Below are 15,855 nucleotides of genomic sequence, written 5' to 3' on the forward strand. Positions count from 1 at the left end.
TTCCTTTGCCAAACAGCCCGCCTCGAGCCGGGCAGCAGTTCAGACGCTGATTTGCTCCGGTGGGTTGTCAAGCAGTGCGCGCAGCCGCAGCATTGCCTCCTCAAACCGTTTGGGCGTGACGTGGCCGTTCACCGCGATCCGCACCGCATTTGGGGCGCGGCCGTCGCGCAGGGCGAATTCATCAGCCGAGCGGATCTGAACCCCCTGCGCCTCTGCCGCGCGGGTGAACGCGGCCGAACGCCAGCCCGATGGCAGCCTTAACCACAGGAAGGGCACGCTGTCCGACCAGACAAGTTCAAAACTGCCCAGAGCGTTGACGGCAATGCGGACGTATTTGGCCATCTCCTTGCGGACATCGCGCACCAGCTGCGGCGTGCGGGGGTCGGACAGCAGGATACGGGTCAGCTCCGCCAGTGGCTGTGCGATTCCGAAATAACTGTATTCCGCCGTGCGCCGCAGATCGGCACCACGCCCCTTGGGGGCGAGTGCAAACCCCACGCGCAGCGCCGGTGTTATCGTTTTGGAAAATGAGGTGACATGCCAACCCAGCTCAGGAGCAAGCACGCGGTAGCTTGGCGCACGCGCCTCCCCCATCCGGTAGCAGTCATCTTCTATGATCTGGACCTCGTGGCGCCGGGCGATCTCGACAATCTCCTTGCGACGCTCCAGCGGCGTATAAAGCCCGGTCGGATTATGCACCTCCGGACTGGTGCATAGAACGGTGGCGCCTGTCTTGCGAATGGCGAGTTCCAGTGAATCCGGCAGGATGCCCTTGTCATCCATCGCCACCCCCACAACGCGGGCGCGCGCCAGCTCTGCGGCGCGCCGAAACCCAGCATATGAGAGATCTTCGACCAGAATCGTCGGCTGCGGCCCCTCAAGCACGGTTTGCAGCACTGTCAGGATGCCGTTCTGCCCGCCGTGGGTCAGCACGACGTCATTCTGATGCACATTGCCCAGCAGCTCATCCGAGAGCCAGTCGGCAACCACCTCGCGTACCGGTTCATAGGCATCGCGTGTGGGGTAGTTCAGGAATTGCAGCGGATCGCCCTGGGACACTTTCGCCATCGCCTCGCGCAATGCCGCAACCTGACCAACATCCGCGAGGCGGGGACTGAACAGGCTGACGTGGCCGGGATTACTGGCCTCCAGCAGATGCAGCTGGCGCGACCAGACATCATCCAGCACCTTGGTTTCCGGTTCCGCCACAAAAGTCCCGCGCCCGACCTCCGCCTGCAACAGCCCGTCATCGGTCAGGAGCGAATAGGCCCGCGCCACCGTGCCGGGGGTGATCTTCAGCTGATAGGCCAGCTCCCGCACCGGCGGCAGCTTTGTACCGATACAAAGTGTGCCATCTTCAACCGCCGCCCGGATGGTATCAGCCACCCGTTGATATTTCGGCCCGGATCGCCCGGAAAGATCAGCCGGCAGCTCGTTTGGCCAAATTGTACCCATTACAATCCTTTCTTGGACAAGACGTCGCGCTAATTGTACCCATTGATTGTGATATAAACACAGGATTGTATCAATACAATAGGAAACTACCATGACACAGAACGCAACACCCTCTTCGCCCGACATGATCTATCTTTCCAGCCGCCCCACCCTGCCGGTGCTGGCTGAGATCGCGGTCTCCTTTGCGGTTCTGGTCACCAAATGGACCGTGCGTCAGCGCACGCGACAGGCATTGCGTCAACTGCCGCCGGAACTGCTCAAAGATGTTGGGCTGACCCGCGAAGACGCCGAGTATCAAGCGACTCTTCCGTTCTGGCGCCCATGATCCCCGGGCAACGGAACCACCTGATGACCGGGGCTTGCCCCGGTCTTTTTTATGGCACGATGGTGTTCATTTTACAAAAAACCCCTTGATCGAATCCCGCCCCCACAATAGATGCCCCCTCACTTTCGGTACCGATCCCAACCCCGGACTCTTATCCGGGGGGGCGCTAAGGGCCGGCTGGATTGTCATCTACTGGAACGAAGGGGAGTGTCATGACGGACGCCAACCTCTTCCAACTGGGGATCGGTCTGGAGACAGGCGCCCAAGAGGAAGATACCGCCCGCAGTGCAACCACTGCGATCGTAAACTCACTTGTGGATTCGGATCGCGAAGACCATTTCATCCGTCGGGATGGAAAGGTATTTGCCGGAACCCATCTCATTATCGAGGTCATGAACGGCAGCGGTCTGGATTGCGAAACCCGCATTCAGAACGCCTTCCGCAAATGTGTCGAGGTCTGCGGCGCGACGCTGCTGCACATCCATACGCATAAATTCTCGCCGCAAGGCGTCTCCGGCGTGGCCGTTCTGGCCGAAAGCCATATCTCCGTCCACACCTGGCCCGAGATCGGCTATGGCGCCTTTGACGTCTTCATGTGCGGCGATGCCGAGCCCTGGAAAGCGGTTGATGTGCTGAAAGAAGCCTTCGACACGCCGACGGTTGCGGTGCGCGAACTGCTGCGCGGCGAGGAGTTCCTGGCAAAGGGCATCCTGACCAAGGAAGTGGCGGCATGAGTGATCACACCTGGATCACCGAAGGCCTACACGCCCATTACGCCCAGCGTTTGCGCGTCGATGAGATGCTCTATGACAGCAATACCGAGCACCAGCGTCTGAAGGTGTTTCAGAACGGCCAGTTTGGCCGCATTCTGACGCTGGACGACGTGGTGCAGACCACCGAAGGCGATAACTTCATCTACCACGAGATGCTGACCCACGTGCCGATTCTGGCCCATGGCAATGCAAAGCGGGTGCTGATCATCGGTGGCGGCGATGGCGGCATGGCGCGCGAAGCGCTGCGCCACGCATCGGTCGAGCATGTCACCATGGTGGAAATCGACGGCGGTGTGGTGGAATTCTCCAAAGAATACCTACCGATGCTGAGCGATGGCGCCTTTGATGATGCCCGCCTCAATCTGGTGATCAACGATGGTGCGCTCTTCATGAAAGAGAACACCGAGAAATTCGATGTGATCATCGTCGATTCAACCGACCCGATCGGCCCCGGCGAGGTGCTGTTCACCGATACTTTCTATGGCCACGCAGCCCGTTCGCTGACTGAGGATGGCATCATCGTGACGCAGAATGGCGTGCCCTTCATGCAGGGCGATGAGCTGACCGGCACCCTGCGGGCGTTTCAGGCGCTGTTTGCCGATGCCTCCTGCTATCTGGCGACCGTGCCGACCTATGCGGGTGGCCCGATGGCGTTCGGCTGGGGCAGCCATTCGGACAAGGCGCGCAGCGTGAGCCTTGCGGATCTGGAGGCACGTTTTGCCGCCGCGGGGATCGACACCGGCTATTACAACCCGGAGGTTCACAAGGCCGCATTCGCCTTGCCGAACTATGTGAAAAAGCTGTTCCCGTAAGGGGCAGGCATCAGGGGGCTTCGGCCCCCTTTTTCGTTGCTCTCCTGGCAAAAAATCACGTCGCACGGACACCGGACCTTTGGGCCGTGGCGGCCTGCCCGTCGCCTTGCGCTCCAAATCCCCCTTGGCGTGACTGCTGCTTCTTGCTAGGCGCGGCGGGAGCGAAACAAAATCTGGCAGGCCCCATGCAGCGCGACCCTATCCTAGTTGTTGACCGCGACACCGGAGACACCTTTGAAGAGGTCGTTCTGGGTGAAAAATGGATCCGCTGGGCCTATCAGAACGCCAGCGCAAAACCGGTGGAAAAACTGTTGTTCCGCTCCGCCCTGATCAGCCGCCTGATGGGAGCATGGTTTGATTCGTCCCTCTCCAGAGGGAAGATCCAGACCGTGGTCGACGATCTTGCCATCGACATGAGCGAGGCGACGGAACCGACGGAAAACTATGCAACTTTCAACGCCTTCTTTGCCCGCCACCTGAGGCCGGAGGCACGCCCCTACAGCGACGATCCCAGCGAAATCGTCAGCCCCGCCGATGGTCGGGTGCTGGTCTTTCCCGAGCTGGCGGAGGATGTCTTTGTCCCCGTAAAGGGGCATCCGATGTCGGTGCGGACCATGCTGCCCGGTATTTCTGACCGCTTTGTTGGTGGCGCGTTGGCCATCGTCCGGCTCTGTCCTGCGGATTACCACCGCTACCACTTCCCGGCCGCCGGTCGCATCACCGCCGCGCAGGATATTCCGGGCGCGCTGCATTCGGTGAACCCCATCGCGCTTGGCGCAGGTCCGGATGTCTTTGGCGAGAACAAACGCAGCTGGACCCTGATCGACACAGACACCATTGGCAGCTACGCCTTTGTCGAGGTCGGCGCCTTTGGCGTTGGCTCCATCGTCAACACCCGCACCTCGGGCGCGGTGCAGAAGATGGACGAAAAGGGCTATTTCAAATTCGGAGGCTCCACCGTTGTGGTGGTGTTTGAACCGGGCCGCGTGCAGTTCAGTGACGATCTGGTCACCAATAGCGCCAGGGGGCGCGAAACCCTGGTAAAAGTTGGCCAGCCGCTGGCCACTGCGCGCTAGGTCCTACCGGTCTGGCGGGATGGCATAGGTCATGGTGGAGCGGGCCACCGGACGCGGATCCCCTTCGGAGAACAACAGCACATCGCCCACCGCCAGCTGGCGTCCCAGTTTCAGCAGCTTGCCTTCGGCAATCAGGGGCGTGCCGCCTGCCGGTTTGCGCATGAAGTCGAACGAGGCATTGGTGGTCACCGCCAGCGCCTTGCGCCCCAGCCGCGACAGCACCAGCGCATAGATGGTGACATCGGCCAGACCAAACATCGACGGTCCTGAAACGGTCCCACCGGGGCGCAGGTGACGCTCATCCACCAGAAGCCGCATCGTGATCCCGTCCTCATCCAGCCGGTCAATCACAAAATCATTGGCCACCTCTGCAAACACCTCATGCAGATAAGCTCCCAACCCTGCGGCATCAAACGCCAAGCCCATGCTGTCTCTCTCCCTCACTGTTGCCGGTTCCCTGCGAGCCGATGTCGCATGGGGTGGCGGCGCAATACCGGTTCCCCCCTAAGTGCAACATGTTCTAACGTTGGCCTTAATCCGGGGAGGGACACAAGATGACAATTTTGGAACGTCACGACAGCAACGGCATCGCCACGCTCCATCTCAACGCGCCCGAGCGGCTGAATGCGCTGTCGGACGGGATGCTGGCCGCACTTCAGGGGCAGATCGACAGCCTGCGCGACGACGACGAAACCCGCGTCGTCATCCTCGCCGGACGGGGCAAGGCGTTCTGCGCGGGCCATGATCTGCGTGAAATGACAGCCGGGCGGCAGGCTGAGGATGGCGGACAGGCCTATTTCGCCGATCTCTTTGCCCGCTGCACCGAGGTGATGCTGGGGCTGCAACAGATCCCGCAGCCGGTAATCGCACAAGTCCACGGTATTGCCACCGCAGCCGGCTGCCAGCTGGTGGCCTCCTGCGATATGGCCGTCGCCGCCGAGGGCACACGGTTTGGCGTCAATGGCGTCAATATCGGCCTGTTCTGCTCCACTCCCATGGTGGCGCTGACCCGGAATATCTCGCGCAAACATGCCTTTGAAATGCTGACCACCGGCGATTTCATTGACGCCATCCGCGCCGAGGAGCTGGGGCTGATCAACCGCATCGCCGCAGCTGAGGATCTGACCGAGACCACAAATGCCCTCGCCCAAACCGTGGCAAGCAAACTCGGCGCCGCCGTCAAGATCGGCAAACGCGCGTTTTACGACCAGCTTCAGCTGCCCACGGCCGCTGCCTATGCCCACACCGGCGCCGTCATGGTCGAAAACCTGATGCTGCGGGATACCGTCGAAGGCATTGATGCCTTTCTGGAAAAACGCGACCCGGACTGGAAAAATCGCTGATCTGCTCAAAAAATCTAAAAGACATCGAAAATTTTAGTCTTTGTTTACGATTGGTGATTTATTGTTTCCATGTCAGGTCTTTCAAACAAGGCAAGATCATGGCAAAGATTGGGCAGGGTTGGTGAGACATGGTCACGAACCCCAGCACAATTAGGGTCGCTGATGCGGACCGTCCCTCCACCGGGTCTCTCCCCCGGCCAGACAGTTCCCCAGCGACCCCAATACCCCTCCCGCTCAGATCAGTCGACATTTCCACTGCTTGCAACAGGCTCGCTTGGCCCAAAAGCACCAGTTTTTCGTGCCGATCTGCACAAGCCGCACCGCGCAATATTGCGTGACGGCCCCAGCTGCCCTATGTGGCGGGCATGACAAAAATATTGCATATCGTGGGCGGCGGCATGGCCGGCTCAGAGGCCGCATGGCAGGCCGCACATATGGGCGTAGAGGTGGTGATCCACGAAATGCGCCCAAAGGTGGAAACCTTTGCCCATCAGACCGGCAATCTGGGCGAGATGGTCTGCTCCAACTCTTTCCGCTCAGACGATGACGAGCAGAACGCCGTGGGCCTCCTGCATTGGGAGATGCGCGCAGCTAACGGGCTGATCATGTCCACCGCCGAACAACACCGCCTGCCCGCCGGCGGCGCACTGGCGGTGGACCGCGAGCCTTTTGCCGAAACCGTCACCGCGCGGCTGAAGGCGCTGCCGAATGTCACCGTTTCCTATGAGGAAATCACCGAGCTGCCCGCCGATGGCCACTGGATCTTTGCCACCGGCCCGCTGACTTCGCCTGAACTCGGCAAGGCCATTCAACGTGAGACCGGCGCCGAGGCGCTGGCCTTCTTCGACGCCATCGCCCCGATCATCTACGCCGACAGCATCGACATGTCGCAGGCCTGGATGCAGTCGCGCTACGACAAGGGTGAGACCGAAGAAGAGCGCACCGCCTATCTCAACTGTCCGATGGACAAGGATCAGTACGAAGCGTTCATCGACGCGCTGCTGGCCGCCGACAAGACCGAATTCCACGAGGGTGAGACCGCAGGCTATTTTGATGGCTGCCTGCCGATCGAGGTGATGGCCGAACGCGGCCGTGAAACCCTGCGCCATGGCCCGATGAAACCGGTGGGGCTGACCAACCCGCACCAGCCGGAGGTCAAGGCGCACGCGGTGGTCCAGCTGCGGCGCGACAATGCGCTGGGAACGCTGTTCAACATCGTCGGCTTCCAGACCAAGATGAAATACGGCGCCCAGACAGAAGTGCTGCGGATGATTCCGGGGCTGGAAAACGCCAGCTTTGCCCGCCTCGGCGGCATCCATCGCAACACATTCCTGAACTCCCCCACCCTGCTCGACGCGCAGATGCGGCTGAAATCAAAACCGCACCTGCGGTTTGCCGGCCAGATCACCGGGGTCGAAGGCTACGTGGAAAGCGCCGCCATGGGCCTGCTGGCCGGCCGTATGGCCGCTGCCGAGATCCTGGGCCAGGAACTGCCGGAAGTGCCGCAGGACAGCGCCATGGGCGCCCTGATCCATCACATCACCGGCGGCGCCGAGGCCAAGACCTTCCAGCCGATGAATGTGAACTTCGGCCTGTTCCGCCCGGTTGATGGTCTCAAAGGCGGCCGCCGTGGCCGCAAGGACCGCTACAAGGCCTATACCGACCGGGCCAAAGCCGCGTGGCAGGACTGGCTTGGCAACTTTTCCTAGACGCTTCGGGCGGCGAAGGCATAAACTGTCGTCATGAGCAAAAAGTTCCTCGACAAATCCTATGACCTGGAAACACCGGAAGCGACCCTGGCGCATTACGACCAATGGGCCGCTTCCTACGATGCCGAAATCGCCGAGAACGGTTACGCGACGCCGGGACGGATTGCCCTGGCGCTGGCGAAATTCCAATCGGATATGAGCGAACCCGTTCTGGATTTTGGCTGCGGCACCGGCCTGTCAGGTCTGGCACTGCGCCTCCAGGGGTTTGAAACCGTCGACGGGATCGAGCCCTCCGCCCGGATGCTGGAGCAGGCCCGTGCCAAAGACGCCTACCGCCAACTGACGCAGATCGACGCCGCCGACCGCCAGCCGATCCCCAAGGGCGCCTATCGTCTGATCACCGGCTGCGGCGTTCTGGGCACCGGTGCCGCTCCGCCTGCGGTCTTCGACAGCATCCTGCACGCCCTGCCGCGCGGCGGCCTCTTTGCCTTTTCCTACAATGATCACGCACTGGAGGATCCCGCCTATACCGGCAAGCTCAACGAATGGCTGGATTGTTCGGCGGCACGGCTGCTGTTTCGGGAACACGGTGACCACCTGCCCGGAATCAACCTGAAGTCCACCGTTTATGTGATTGAGAAAGCGTGACATTCGCAACCCGATTTGCGCCATCCCCAACTGGACCGCTGCACCTCGGCCACGCCTACTCGGCGCTTCTGGCACATGATATGGCGCGGGCAGCGGAGGGCATTTTCCTGCTGCGCATCGAAGATATCGACCAATCCCGCTCCCGGCCCAGCTGGGAGGCGCAGATCTATGACGACCTGCATTGGCTCGGCCTCCGCTGGCCGCAACCGGTGGTGCGCCAGTCCGAACGGCTGCCACGCTATCGCGCCGCGCTGGATCAGCTTGCGGCAATGGGGCTCACCTATCCCTGCCGCTGCAACCGCGCCGATATCGAGGCCGCCGCAGGCGCGCCGCAAGAAGGCGTACCGCAATTCGGCCCCGACGGGCGCATCTATCCGGGCAGCTGCCGCAGCCGCGCAATGGCCGACGCCGCGCCGCAGGACGTGATACGGATCAACATGGCAAAAGCGCTGGATGCGGCCAGCCTGCGCAGCTTCTCGGAAACCGGCCTATCCCATCAGGGCCGGCACCGGCTGAACCCCGATCAGCTGCTCACCGCGGTCGGCGATATTATCCTCGTCCGCCGCGGCATGGGCAGCGCCTACCACCTCTCCGTAGTGGTCGATGATGCCGATCAGCAGATCACCCATGTCGTGCGTGGAGAGGATCTGTTCGAGGCTACGCAGATCCACGTGCTGCTCCAGGCACTGCTCGGCCTGCCGACACCCATCTACCACCACCACGGGCTGATCCGTGACGATCAGGGCAAGCGACTTGCCAAGCGCGACGATGCCCGTGCCCTCGCCAAATACCGCGCCGAAGGCGTCAGCCCGTCGCAGATCCGCGCCATGGTCGGCTGCGCTGCGGTGCCCGAACAGACATCTTCTGGCTAGAAATATCCCCGCCGGAGGCACGGCCCGCACCGGGCCGTCCCCTTCAGCCGGTTTCTGTCAGACCATCGGCGCCATCAGCTCGACCTCCTCGCCATCGCGAAGGGCCGCATAAAAACAGCTGCGCCGGTTGGTGTGGCAGGCAGGCCCGGTCTGACGCACCACCGCCAGCAGGCAATCGCGATCGCAATCCACGCGCAGATCGACCAGTTCCTGCACATGTCCCGAGCTTTCGCCCTTGACCCAGAATGCCTGCCGCGACCGCGACCAATAGGTGACCCGGCCACTGTCCAGCGTCTGTCTCACCGCATCGGCATTCATCCAGGCCATCATCAGGACCTCGCCGCTGCCCTCCTGCTGCGCGATGCAGGGGATCAACCCGGCCTCATTGTACTTTAGGCTAAGAGGATCAAACGACATGGCAAAAACCTTTTGCATCTGGAGACTGGCTCCCTATGTATTGGGAACAGCACGTAAGGGAAAGCCCGAGGTATCCGATGTCCGGCGAGACTGATCTGATAAAACTCTACTCCGCACGGATCCTGGCCCTGGCCGCCGATATCCCGCATCTGGATCGTCTCGACGCCCCGGATGTTACGGTTAAAAAACGCTCGCCCCTGTGCGGCTCGACCGTGACCGTCGATCTTCGGATCGAGGATGGCGCGATTGTCGGATTTGGTCAGGACGTCAAAGCCTGTGCGCTTGGCCAGGCCTCGGCAGCGGTTGTCGGCGAGGTCATCCTGGGTCGCACCCTGCCCGAGGTTGAGCGTGCCCGCCAGCAGCTGAAGGCCATGCTGACCGAAGATGGCCCGGTTCCGGACGCGCCGTTTGACGGGTTTGAAGTCCTGATCCCCGCCCGCGAGTTCAAGAACCGCCACGCCTCGATCATGCTGGCGCTCGATGCCACCTATGAGGCTATGCAGACCCATCAGGAACAGAGCTGCGCCTGATGGCCGCCTGCCGATCCAGCGTTACAAGTTCAACACGTTGGATCAGTCGCGCACGCCAGTAAGGCAGATCCGCAGTCATGATCCAAGGCCACCATCTCAGCCGCCGATTGATATGCCCGTCTCACCAGCGCCCGTGAAGACAGCCAGAACAACCCCTCCAAAAGGGCCACATGAAAAAACCGCCGCACACCTGACAGGTGGCGGCGGCAGTATGCTCTCTCATGCGGGACCCGAACGGGGCCTGTTGACCTGAGGCAGGTCGGCCAGACCGGCAGGCAAACCGGGCAGGCTTGGGACAGGCGGCCCCGTCCGGCATAAAGAGTGCGATCAGGAAATCTCAAAAACTCAAGGCTGGTCGCCCGGCGTCATCACAGCAGACCCGGCAGGTGCAACCCCGCGACCAGCATCACAACCAGTGCCGCCGCGCCAATGGCGTCTTGCAACAGTGTCGATTGGGCATTCTGAACAGTCGTCTTGATTTGGGTCATCATGGTGCATCCTCCTGTCTGTCTTGCGCTCGCTCTCTGGCGTGTTGTTGCCTATTTGTTCTCACATTCAAACACGGCTGTAAAGAACTTTATGAGAACATTTGCGAACACATGAGAACACGGCGCAAAAACACAAAGCAGCGTCCCGATCATAAGGGCCGCCGCTGATGAAGGTTTCAGCTCAGGAAGACGTGCTAACCGACAGAAATCAAACGGATCGCCTGATCCTGTTTCATCAGCCACAGAAGAACCCGCGCCGCTTGTCCGCGCGGGCTGGACAGATCGGGATCGCTGGCCAGCAGGGCCCGCGCGTCGCTTTGTGCAACAGCCATCAACCCGGCCTGACGGTCCAGATCGGCGATGCGGAATCGCGGCAGCCCCGATTGTGCGGTGCCGATGACATCGCCCGCACCGCGCATCTCAAGATCGGTTTCGGCAATGCGAAAACCATCCTCGGTCTCGCGCAGGATCTCCAACCGTTTCTGGCCGCCCTTGCTGAGCGGCGCCTGATAGAGCAGCAGACAGGTCGAAGCCGCATCGCCGCGCCCGACACGGCCGCGCAGCTGGTGCAGCTGTGCAAGGCCGAATATCTCGGCCCGCTCGATCACCATGATCGACGCGTTGGGCACATTGACTCCGACCTCGATCACCGTCGTGGCCACCAGAACCTTGGTCTCTCCAGCCTGAAAGGCAGCCATCGCCGCGTCTTTCTCCGCCGGGGGCATCTGTCCGTGAACCAGCCCGACCACGCCCTCTCCCAGCGTCGCCCGCAGATGTTTGAACCGCTCCTCGGCGGCGGTCAGATCCATCACCTCGGATTCCTCAACCAGCGGACAGACCCAGTAGCATTGCCGCCCGGCTTCGATGGCGCCGCGCAGATGGCTGACCACCTCCTGCATCCGCTCGGTGCTGATAACCGCAGTCTTGACCGGTTTGCGACCGGGCGGTTTTTCATCCAGTACCGAAACTTCCATATCGCCATATTGCGTCAGCGCCAGCGACCGCGGAATCGGTGTTGCGGTCATCACCAGCACATCCGCGCCTTTGCCCTTTTCCGCCAGCTCCATGCGCTGACGCACGCCAAACCGATGCTGTTCGTCGACAATCGCCAGCCGCAGATCCCGAAACACCACATCCGGCTGAAACACCGCATGGGTGCCGACCAGAATATGAATGTCCCCCCGCGCCAGCGCCGCGCATTTTGCGGCCCGCTCCCGGCCCTTGTCGCGGCCTGTCAGGATTTCCAGAACCACGCCTGCGGTTTCCGCCAGCGGGCGCAGCGCCTCCAGATGCTGACGGGCCAGAATTTCTGTCGGCGCCATCATGACACCCTGCCCGCCTGCTTCAACTGCGACCAGCAAAGCCATGAAAGCAACAAGAGTTTTGCCAGCGCCGACATCGCCCTGCAACAGACGGTTCATCCGCGCGCCAGCCGCCATATCGGCGGTGATCTCCGCAATTGCGCGGGCCTGCGCATTGGTCGGCCGATAGGGCAAGGCCGCAAGCACCCGCGATTGCAACGCCCCGCTGGCCAGGCTGCTGCGCCCCGGCAACGTCCGATCCCGCAGCCGCGCCAGCGCCAGTGTCAGCTGATGGGCAAACAGCTCATCATAGGCAAGACGTGTCCGACCGGGTGCCTCTGCTGCCAGCGCATCCGGCCCATCGGGGTTATGCGCAGCGCGCAGCACCTGCTGCCAGCTTGGCCAGGATTCCTTGGTGATCTGCGAGGGATCTGCCCATTCGGCCAGCTCCGGCAAGCGCGATAGCGCGCTTTGCGCCGCCTTGAACATGGTTTTCTGCGACACACCATGGGTCAGGTGATAGACCGGCTCAAAATCGGGGATCTCGGCAGCCTCTGCCAGCGGCAGCATATGGTCAGGGTGCACCATCTGCGCCATGCCATCAAACAGTTCCAGTTTGCCCGACACCACCCGCCGCGCCCCCTCCGGCAGCTGGGCCTCCAGATAGCGGCTGCGACCGTGGAAAAATACCAGCTGGAATTCCTCCTCGGCGTCGCTCACCTGGATCCGGTAGGCGCCCCCCTTGTTCCGCGTCGGCCGATGCGCGCCGATGGTCACCTCAACCGTTGCAACCGTGGGAAAATCAAGCCCGCGAATACTATCGCGCCGCCGTCGATCCACCACCGAATAAGGCAGCGAAAACAACATGTCACGCGGCGTTTCTATATCAATCTGCGCAAAATGCTGCGCCGTCTTCGGGCCGATACCCTGAAGCGTTTCCAACCCGGCAAACAGCGGGAAGAGGATCTCTGGTCTGCCGCTCATGCGCCCGCAATCAGCTCCAGCCAGCCGTCTTCGTCGAGGATCCGCACGCCAAGATCGCGAGCCTTCTGCTCCTTTGACCCCGCACCGGGACCTGCGACCAGAATATCCGTCTTTTTCGACACCGAGCCGGCCACCTTCGCCCCCAGGGCTTCGGCGCGCGCCTTGGCTTCGGCGCGGGTCATTTTCTCCAGCGTCCCGGTGAAGACCACCGTCAGGCCGGTGACCGGGCTGTCGTTCTTCGGAGCTTCGGGCGGAATGATCGTCAGATGGCCGCGCAAGGCGTCGAAGGCCGCCCGCTCATCGCTATTGGCAAAAGCATCGGAAAGCGACAGACCCAGCGTTGCGCCAATGCCGTCGATCCCGATCAGATCCTCCCATGCCGCGGCGGCCTCCGCAGGCACGTTCAGCGCCGCAATGGCCCGGTCTCGCGCTTCCTTGATGCGGGCGCGACGGCCCTGCTGGGCTGCTGCAACCCGCTCGGCCTCCTCGGCCTCATCCGCTGCGCGCTGCGCCAGGGCGGCCGGGCGGGCCAGATCAACAGCCGCCGCCATCGCGTCCCAATCCGCATAATGCAGCGCCAGATCGCGCGCGCCGACCTCGCCCACGTGGCGAATGCCAAGACCAAAGATCAGCCGGGCCAGCGCGATGTTGCGCTTCTCGTCAATCGCGGCGAAGAGGTTGGCGGCAGAGGTCTCGCCCCAGCCATCGCGGTTTTTCAACTTGGCCAGATTCTGCGCATCCCGCGCCTGAAGGGTAAAGATATCGGCCGGCGTTTTGATCGCCAGACCCGCGTCACTGTAAAAGGCTTCGATCTGCTTGGCGCCCAGACCTTCGATATCGAAAGCCTTGCGCGAGACAAAATGCTTCAGCTTCTCAACCGCTTGTGCCGGACAGATCAAGCCGCCGGTACAGCGTCGCACCGCGTCGCCTTCCTCACGCACGGCCGGGCTGCCACATTCCGGGCAAACGGTCGGAAAGGCGAAGGCAACCGCGCTCTCGGGACGTTTGGACAGATCCACATCGGCAATCTTCGGGATCACATCCCCGGCGCGGTAGACCTGAACCCAGTCGCCGACCCGGATATCCTTGCCGTCGCGGATCTCTTCACCCTTGGAATCCAGCCCGGCGATATAATCCTCATTGTGCAGCGTCGCATTGGAGACAACAACGCCGCCCACCGTCACCGGCTGCAACCGCGCCACCGGGCTGAGTGCGCCGGTCCGTCCAACCTGAATGTCGATGCCCTCCAGCCGCGTCCAGGCCAGTTCAGCCGGAAATTTATGCGCAATCGCCCATCGCGGGGTGGTTGAGCGGAAGCCGAGACGGTCCTGCAAGGCCAGCGCATCCACTTTGTAAACCACGCCGTCGATATCGTAGCCAAGCGTCGCCCGCTGTTCCTCGATCAGGCGATAATGCGCAATCAGCTCGGTGGTGCCCTTGCAATATTTGGTCAGCGGGTTGGTCTGAAAGCCCATGCCCTTCAGGCGTTCAAGCGCTGAAAACTGCGTATCGGCGAGCGGCTCCGACAGCTCGCCCCAGCTGTAGGCAAAAAAGCGCAGCGGCCGCGACCGGGTGATTTCAGCGTTCAGCTGCCGCAGGGATCCCGCCGCCGCATTGCGCGGATTGGCGAAGGTTTTGCCACCCTGTGCGGCGTGCCGATCATTCAGCGCCGTAAAATCCGCATGGCTCATGTAGACTTCGCCGCGCACCTCAAGTACCGCCGGAGCATCGTCGATCCGCTGCGGAATATCGGCAATGGTCAGGGCGTTTTCGGTGACATTCTCCCCCACCGCCCCGTCGCCACGGGTGGCCGCATGGATCAGCCTGCCCGCTTCATAGCGCAGCGACAGCGACAGCCCGTCGATCTTCGGCTCCGCCGTATAGGCCAGCGGGTCCTCGGCGCCGAGGCCGAGATATTTGCGCAGACCTTTGTCGAAATCGCGCACGTCCTCGTCGTCAAAGGCGTTGCCCAGCGACATCATCCGCTGTGCATGGGTGATCTTGCCAAAGCCGGAGGCTACCGGCGCACCAACCGTCTCCAGCTCGGTTGCGATCTCAGCCAGATCGGGAAATTGCTCCGCCAGCGCGCGGTAGCGGCGTTTCTTAGCGTCATATTCCGCATCGCTGATCTCGGGATCGTCGGCCTGATGATAGGCAAGATCGGCGGCGCGCAACTGCTCCTGCAACGCCATAAATTCGCGGCGCGCCTGATCCTTGGTCAAACCGTTCAAATCGCTGTTGCCTGACTGTGTCACGTCTGTCGCCTCGCTTTATCTTAGCTAGGTGATAGGACGGTGACGCCATCGCGTCCAGCCACAGCGCAGGTGACAGACGTGAAAAATCCCGCCGTAGCGGGATCGTTCGGGAACCGGGTGAGATGAAGGTCGCGCCGGATCAGGCGCCAACAGCCATCCGGTGACCCCCAGTCAGCTGATCGTCCTGCGGATCACGCAGTACATAGCCGCGGCCCCAGACTGTTTCGATGTAGTTATCGCCACCTGTCGCCGTGCTCAGCTTCTTGCGCAGCTTGCAGATAAAGACGTCGATAATCTTCAGCTCGGGCTCATCCATGCCGCCATAGAGATGGTTCAGGAACATCTCCTTGGTCAATGTGGTGCCCTTGCGCAGGCTCAGCAGCTCCAGCATCTGGTATTCCTTGCCGGTGAGATGCACGGCCTTGCCTGCAACTTCCACCGTCTTGGCATCCAGATTGACCGAAATCTTGCCGGTGTTGATAATCGACTGCGAATGCCCCTTGGAGCGGCGGATGATGGCGTGAATACGGGCCACCAGTTCCTCGCGATGGAAGGGTTTGGTCAGATAATCATCGGCGCCAAATCCAAAGCCCTTGATCTTGTTTTCGGTGTCATCTGCACCGGACAGGATCAGAATGGGCGTCTCGATACGGGCCATGCGCAGCTGCCGCAGCACCTCGTGGCCGTTCATATCGGGTAGGTTAAGATCCAGCAGGATCAGATCGTAATCATAGAGTTTAGCAAGATCGATCCCCTCTTCGCCGAGATCGGTCGAATAAACGTTGAGGTTGGCATGAGTCAGCATCAACTCAATGCTCTTCGCCGTTGTTGGATCATCCTCAACAAGAAGAATGCGCATATTATTTT

16 protein-coding genes are annotated in these 15,855 nt (G+C 61.6%); 9 read left to right on the plus strand and 7 right to left on the minus strand.

The features are described 5' to 3' along the window. Positions 1 to 39 precede the first annotated feature (39 nt). Positions 40 to 1,455 carry a PLP-dependent aminotransferase family protein gene (locus VWY60_RS07960; RefSeq protein WP_416540227.1) on the minus strand — a complete coding sequence of 472 codons (1,416 nt, stop codon included), beginning with the start codon at positions 1,453 to 1,455 and terminating at the stop codon, positions 40 to 42. Between the two features lie 91 nt (positions 1,456 to 1,546). On the opposite strand from VWY60_RS07960, the gene VWY60_RS07965 reads away from it, so the two are divergent. The 4 genes from VWY60_RS07965 to asd all read left to right on the plus strand — a co-directional run bounded on the left by VWY60_RS07965 (position 1,547) and on the right by asd (position 4,441). After that, positions 1,547 to 1,780, plus strand: coding sequence for a DUF1127 domain-containing protein (locus VWY60_RS07965; RefSeq protein ID WP_416540228.1), 234 nt, complete (start codon positions 1,547 to 1,549; stop codon positions 1,778 to 1,780). Between the two features lie 212 nt (positions 1,781 to 1,992). After that, entirely contained in the window at positions 1,993 to 2,514 is a 522-nt protein-coding gene (gene speD / locus VWY60_RS07970) for an adenosylmethionine decarboxylase (protein ID WP_340545465.1), read from the plus strand. Beyond that, positions 2,511 to 3,365 (plus strand): polyamine aminopropyltransferase, encoded by an 855-nt coding sequence (gene speE, locus VWY60_RS07975; protein ID WP_416540229.1) that lies wholly within the window; start codon positions 2,511 to 2,513, stop codon positions 3,363 to 3,365. The genes speD and speE overlap by 4 nt, the downstream gene beginning before the upstream one ends. Positions 3,366 to 3,550: 185 nt before the next feature. Further along, a complete protein-coding gene (gene asd / locus VWY60_RS07980) occupies positions 3,551 to 4,441 on the plus strand; it encodes an archaetidylserine decarboxylase (RefSeq protein WP_416538704.1) in 891 nt (296 codons plus the stop codon). 3 nt (positions 4,442 to 4,444) lie between these two features. Here asd and VWY60_RS07985 read toward each other — a convergent pair whose 3' ends face one another. Next, positions 4,445 to 4,867, minus strand: coding sequence for a PaaI family thioesterase (locus tag VWY60_RS07985; protein WP_416538703.1), 423 nt, complete (start codon positions 4,865 to 4,867; stop codon positions 4,445 to 4,447). Between the two features lie 128 nt (positions 4,868 to 4,995). Here VWY60_RS07985 and VWY60_RS07990 point away from each other — a divergent pair, with 128 nt between their 5' ends. The 4 genes from VWY60_RS07990 (at position 4,996) to gluQRS (ending at position 9,013) form a co-directional block, all read left to right on the plus strand. Further along, positions 4,996 to 5,784, plus strand: a complete 789-nt coding sequence (locus tag VWY60_RS07990) for an enoyl-CoA hydratase (protein WP_416540230.1) — start codon at positions 4,996 to 4,998, stop codon at positions 5,782 to 5,784. 365 nt (positions 5,785 to 6,149) lie between these two features. Further along, positions 6,150 to 7,493, plus strand: coding sequence for a methylenetetrahydrofolate--tRNA-(uracil(54)-C(5))-methyltransferase (FADH(2)-oxidizing) TrmFO (gene trmFO, locus VWY60_RS07995; RefSeq protein WP_416540231.1), 1,344 nt, complete (start codon positions 6,150 to 6,152; stop codon positions 7,491 to 7,493). A 33-nt stretch (positions 7,494 to 7,526) separates the two neighbouring features. Further along, a complete protein-coding gene (locus tag VWY60_RS08000; protein WP_416540232.1) occupies positions 7,527 to 8,141 on the plus strand; it encodes a class I SAM-dependent DNA methyltransferase in 615 nt (204 codons plus the stop codon). Then, a complete protein-coding gene (gene gluQRS, locus VWY60_RS08005) occupies positions 8,138 to 9,013 on the plus strand; it encodes a tRNA glutamyl-Q(34) synthetase GluQRS (protein WP_416540233.1) in 876 nt (291 codons plus the stop codon). Before VWY60_RS08000 ends, gluQRS begins: the two co-directional genes overlap by 4 nt. Before the next feature lie 57 nt (positions 9,014 to 9,070). Here gluQRS and hisI read toward each other — a convergent pair whose 3' ends face one another. Then, positions 9,071 to 9,448 (minus strand): phosphoribosyl-AMP cyclohydrolase, encoded by a 378-nt coding sequence (gene hisI / locus VWY60_RS08010; RefSeq protein WP_416540234.1) that lies wholly within the window; start codon positions 9,446 to 9,448, stop codon positions 9,071 to 9,073. Positions 9,449 to 9,507: 59 nt separating this feature from the next. On the opposite strand from hisI, the gene VWY60_RS08015 reads away from it, so the two are divergent. After that, positions 9,508 to 9,960, plus strand: a complete 453-nt coding sequence (locus tag VWY60_RS08015; protein WP_340545456.1) for an iron-sulfur cluster assembly scaffold protein — start codon at positions 9,508 to 9,510, stop codon at positions 9,958 to 9,960. 368 nt (positions 9,961 to 10,328) lie between these two features. On the opposite strand, the gene VWY60_RS08020 is transcribed toward VWY60_RS08015, so the two are convergent. The 4 genes from VWY60_RS08020 to ctrA form a co-directional block, all read right to left on the minus strand. Then, positions 10,329 to 10,451: a hypothetical protein gene (locus tag VWY60_RS08020; RefSeq protein WP_024097384.1), complete on the minus strand. Its 123-nt coding sequence runs from the start codon at positions 10,449 to 10,451 to the stop codon at positions 10,329 to 10,331. A gap of 191 nt (positions 10,452 to 10,642) precedes the next feature. Then, on the minus strand, positions 10,643 to 12,733 hold the full coding sequence (gene recG, locus VWY60_RS08025; RefSeq protein WP_416540235.1) for an ATP-dependent DNA helicase RecG: 2,091 nt from the start codon (positions 12,731 to 12,733) through the stop codon (positions 10,643 to 10,645). Further along, positions 12,730 to 14,925, minus strand: coding sequence for an NAD-dependent DNA ligase LigA (gene ligA, locus VWY60_RS08030; RefSeq protein ID WP_416540784.1), 2,196 nt, complete (start codon positions 14,923 to 14,925; stop codon positions 12,730 to 12,732). The genes recG and ligA overlap by 4 nt, the downstream gene beginning before the upstream one ends. A 202-nt stretch (positions 14,926 to 15,127) precedes the next feature. Beyond that, positions 15,128 to 15,847 carry a response regulator transcription factor CtrA gene (gene ctrA, locus VWY60_RS08035; RefSeq protein ID WP_340545454.1) on the minus strand — a complete coding sequence of 240 codons (720 nt, stop codon included), beginning with the start codon at positions 15,845 to 15,847 and terminating at the stop codon, positions 15,128 to 15,130. Positions 15,848 to 15,855: the final 8 nt, after the last annotated feature.

The sequence above is a fragment of the Phaeobacter sp. JH20_26 genome (genome assembly GCF_048056275.1).
Taxonomy (GTDB): Bacteria; Pseudomonadota; Alphaproteobacteria; order Rhodobacterales; family Rhodobacteraceae; genus Phaeobacter; species Phaeobacter bryozoorum.

Bases quoted from the DNA above. Each gene is read 5' to 3' on its own strand.
- VWY60_RS08000 (WP_416540232.1), top strand. From the start codon at position 7,527: ATGAGCAAAAAGTTCCTCGACAAATCCTATGACCTGGAAACACCGGAA.
- VWY60_RS07965 (WP_416540228.1), top strand. From the start codon at position 1,547: ATGACACAGAACGCAACACCCTCTTCGCCCGACATGATCTATCTTTCC.
- recG (WP_416540235.1), bottom strand. From the start codon at position 12,733: ATGAGCGGCAGACCAGAGATCCTCTTCCCGCTGTTTGCCGGGTTGGAA.
- ligA (WP_416540784.1), bottom strand. From the start codon at position 14,925: ATGGCGTTGCAGGAGCAGTTGCGCGCCGCCGATCTTGCCTATCATCAG.
- trmFO (WP_416540231.1), top strand. From the start codon at position 6,150: ATGACAAAAATATTGCATATCGTGGGCGGCGGCATGGCCGGCTCAGAG.
- VWY60_RS07990 (WP_416540230.1), top strand. From the start codon at position 4,996: ATGACAATTTTGGAACGTCACGACAGCAACGGCATCGCCACGCTCCAT.
- speE (WP_416540229.1), top strand. From the start codon at position 2,511: ATGAGTGATCACACCTGGATCACCGAAGGCCTACACGCCCATTACGCC.
- VWY60_RS07985 (WP_416538703.1), bottom strand. From the start codon at position 4,867: ATGGGCTTGGCGTTTGATGCCGCAGGGTTGGGAGCTTATCTGCATGAG.
- VWY60_RS07960 (WP_416540227.1), bottom strand. From the start codon at position 1,455: ATGGGTACAATTTGGCCAAACGAGCTGCCGGCTGATCTTTCCGGGCGA.
- asd (WP_416538704.1), top strand. From the start codon at position 3,551: ATGCAGCGCGACCCTATCCTAGTTGTTGACCGCGACACCGGAGACACC.
- ctrA (WP_340545454.1), bottom strand. From the start codon at position 15,847: ATGCGCATTCTTCTTGTTGAGGATGATCCAACAACGGCGAAGAGCATT.
- VWY60_RS08015 (WP_340545456.1), top strand. From the start codon at position 9,508: ATGTCCGGCGAGACTGATCTGATAAAACTCTACTCCGCACGGATCCTG.
- VWY60_RS08020 (WP_024097384.1), bottom strand. From the start codon at position 10,451: ATGATGACCCAAATCAAGACGACTGTTCAGAATGCCCAATCGACACTG.
- speD (WP_340545465.1), top strand. From the start codon at position 1,993: ATGACGGACGCCAACCTCTTCCAACTGGGGATCGGTCTGGAGACAGGC.
- hisI (WP_416540234.1), bottom strand. From the start codon at position 9,448: ATGCAAAAGGTTTTTGCCATGTCGTTTGATCCTCTTAGCCTAAAGTAC.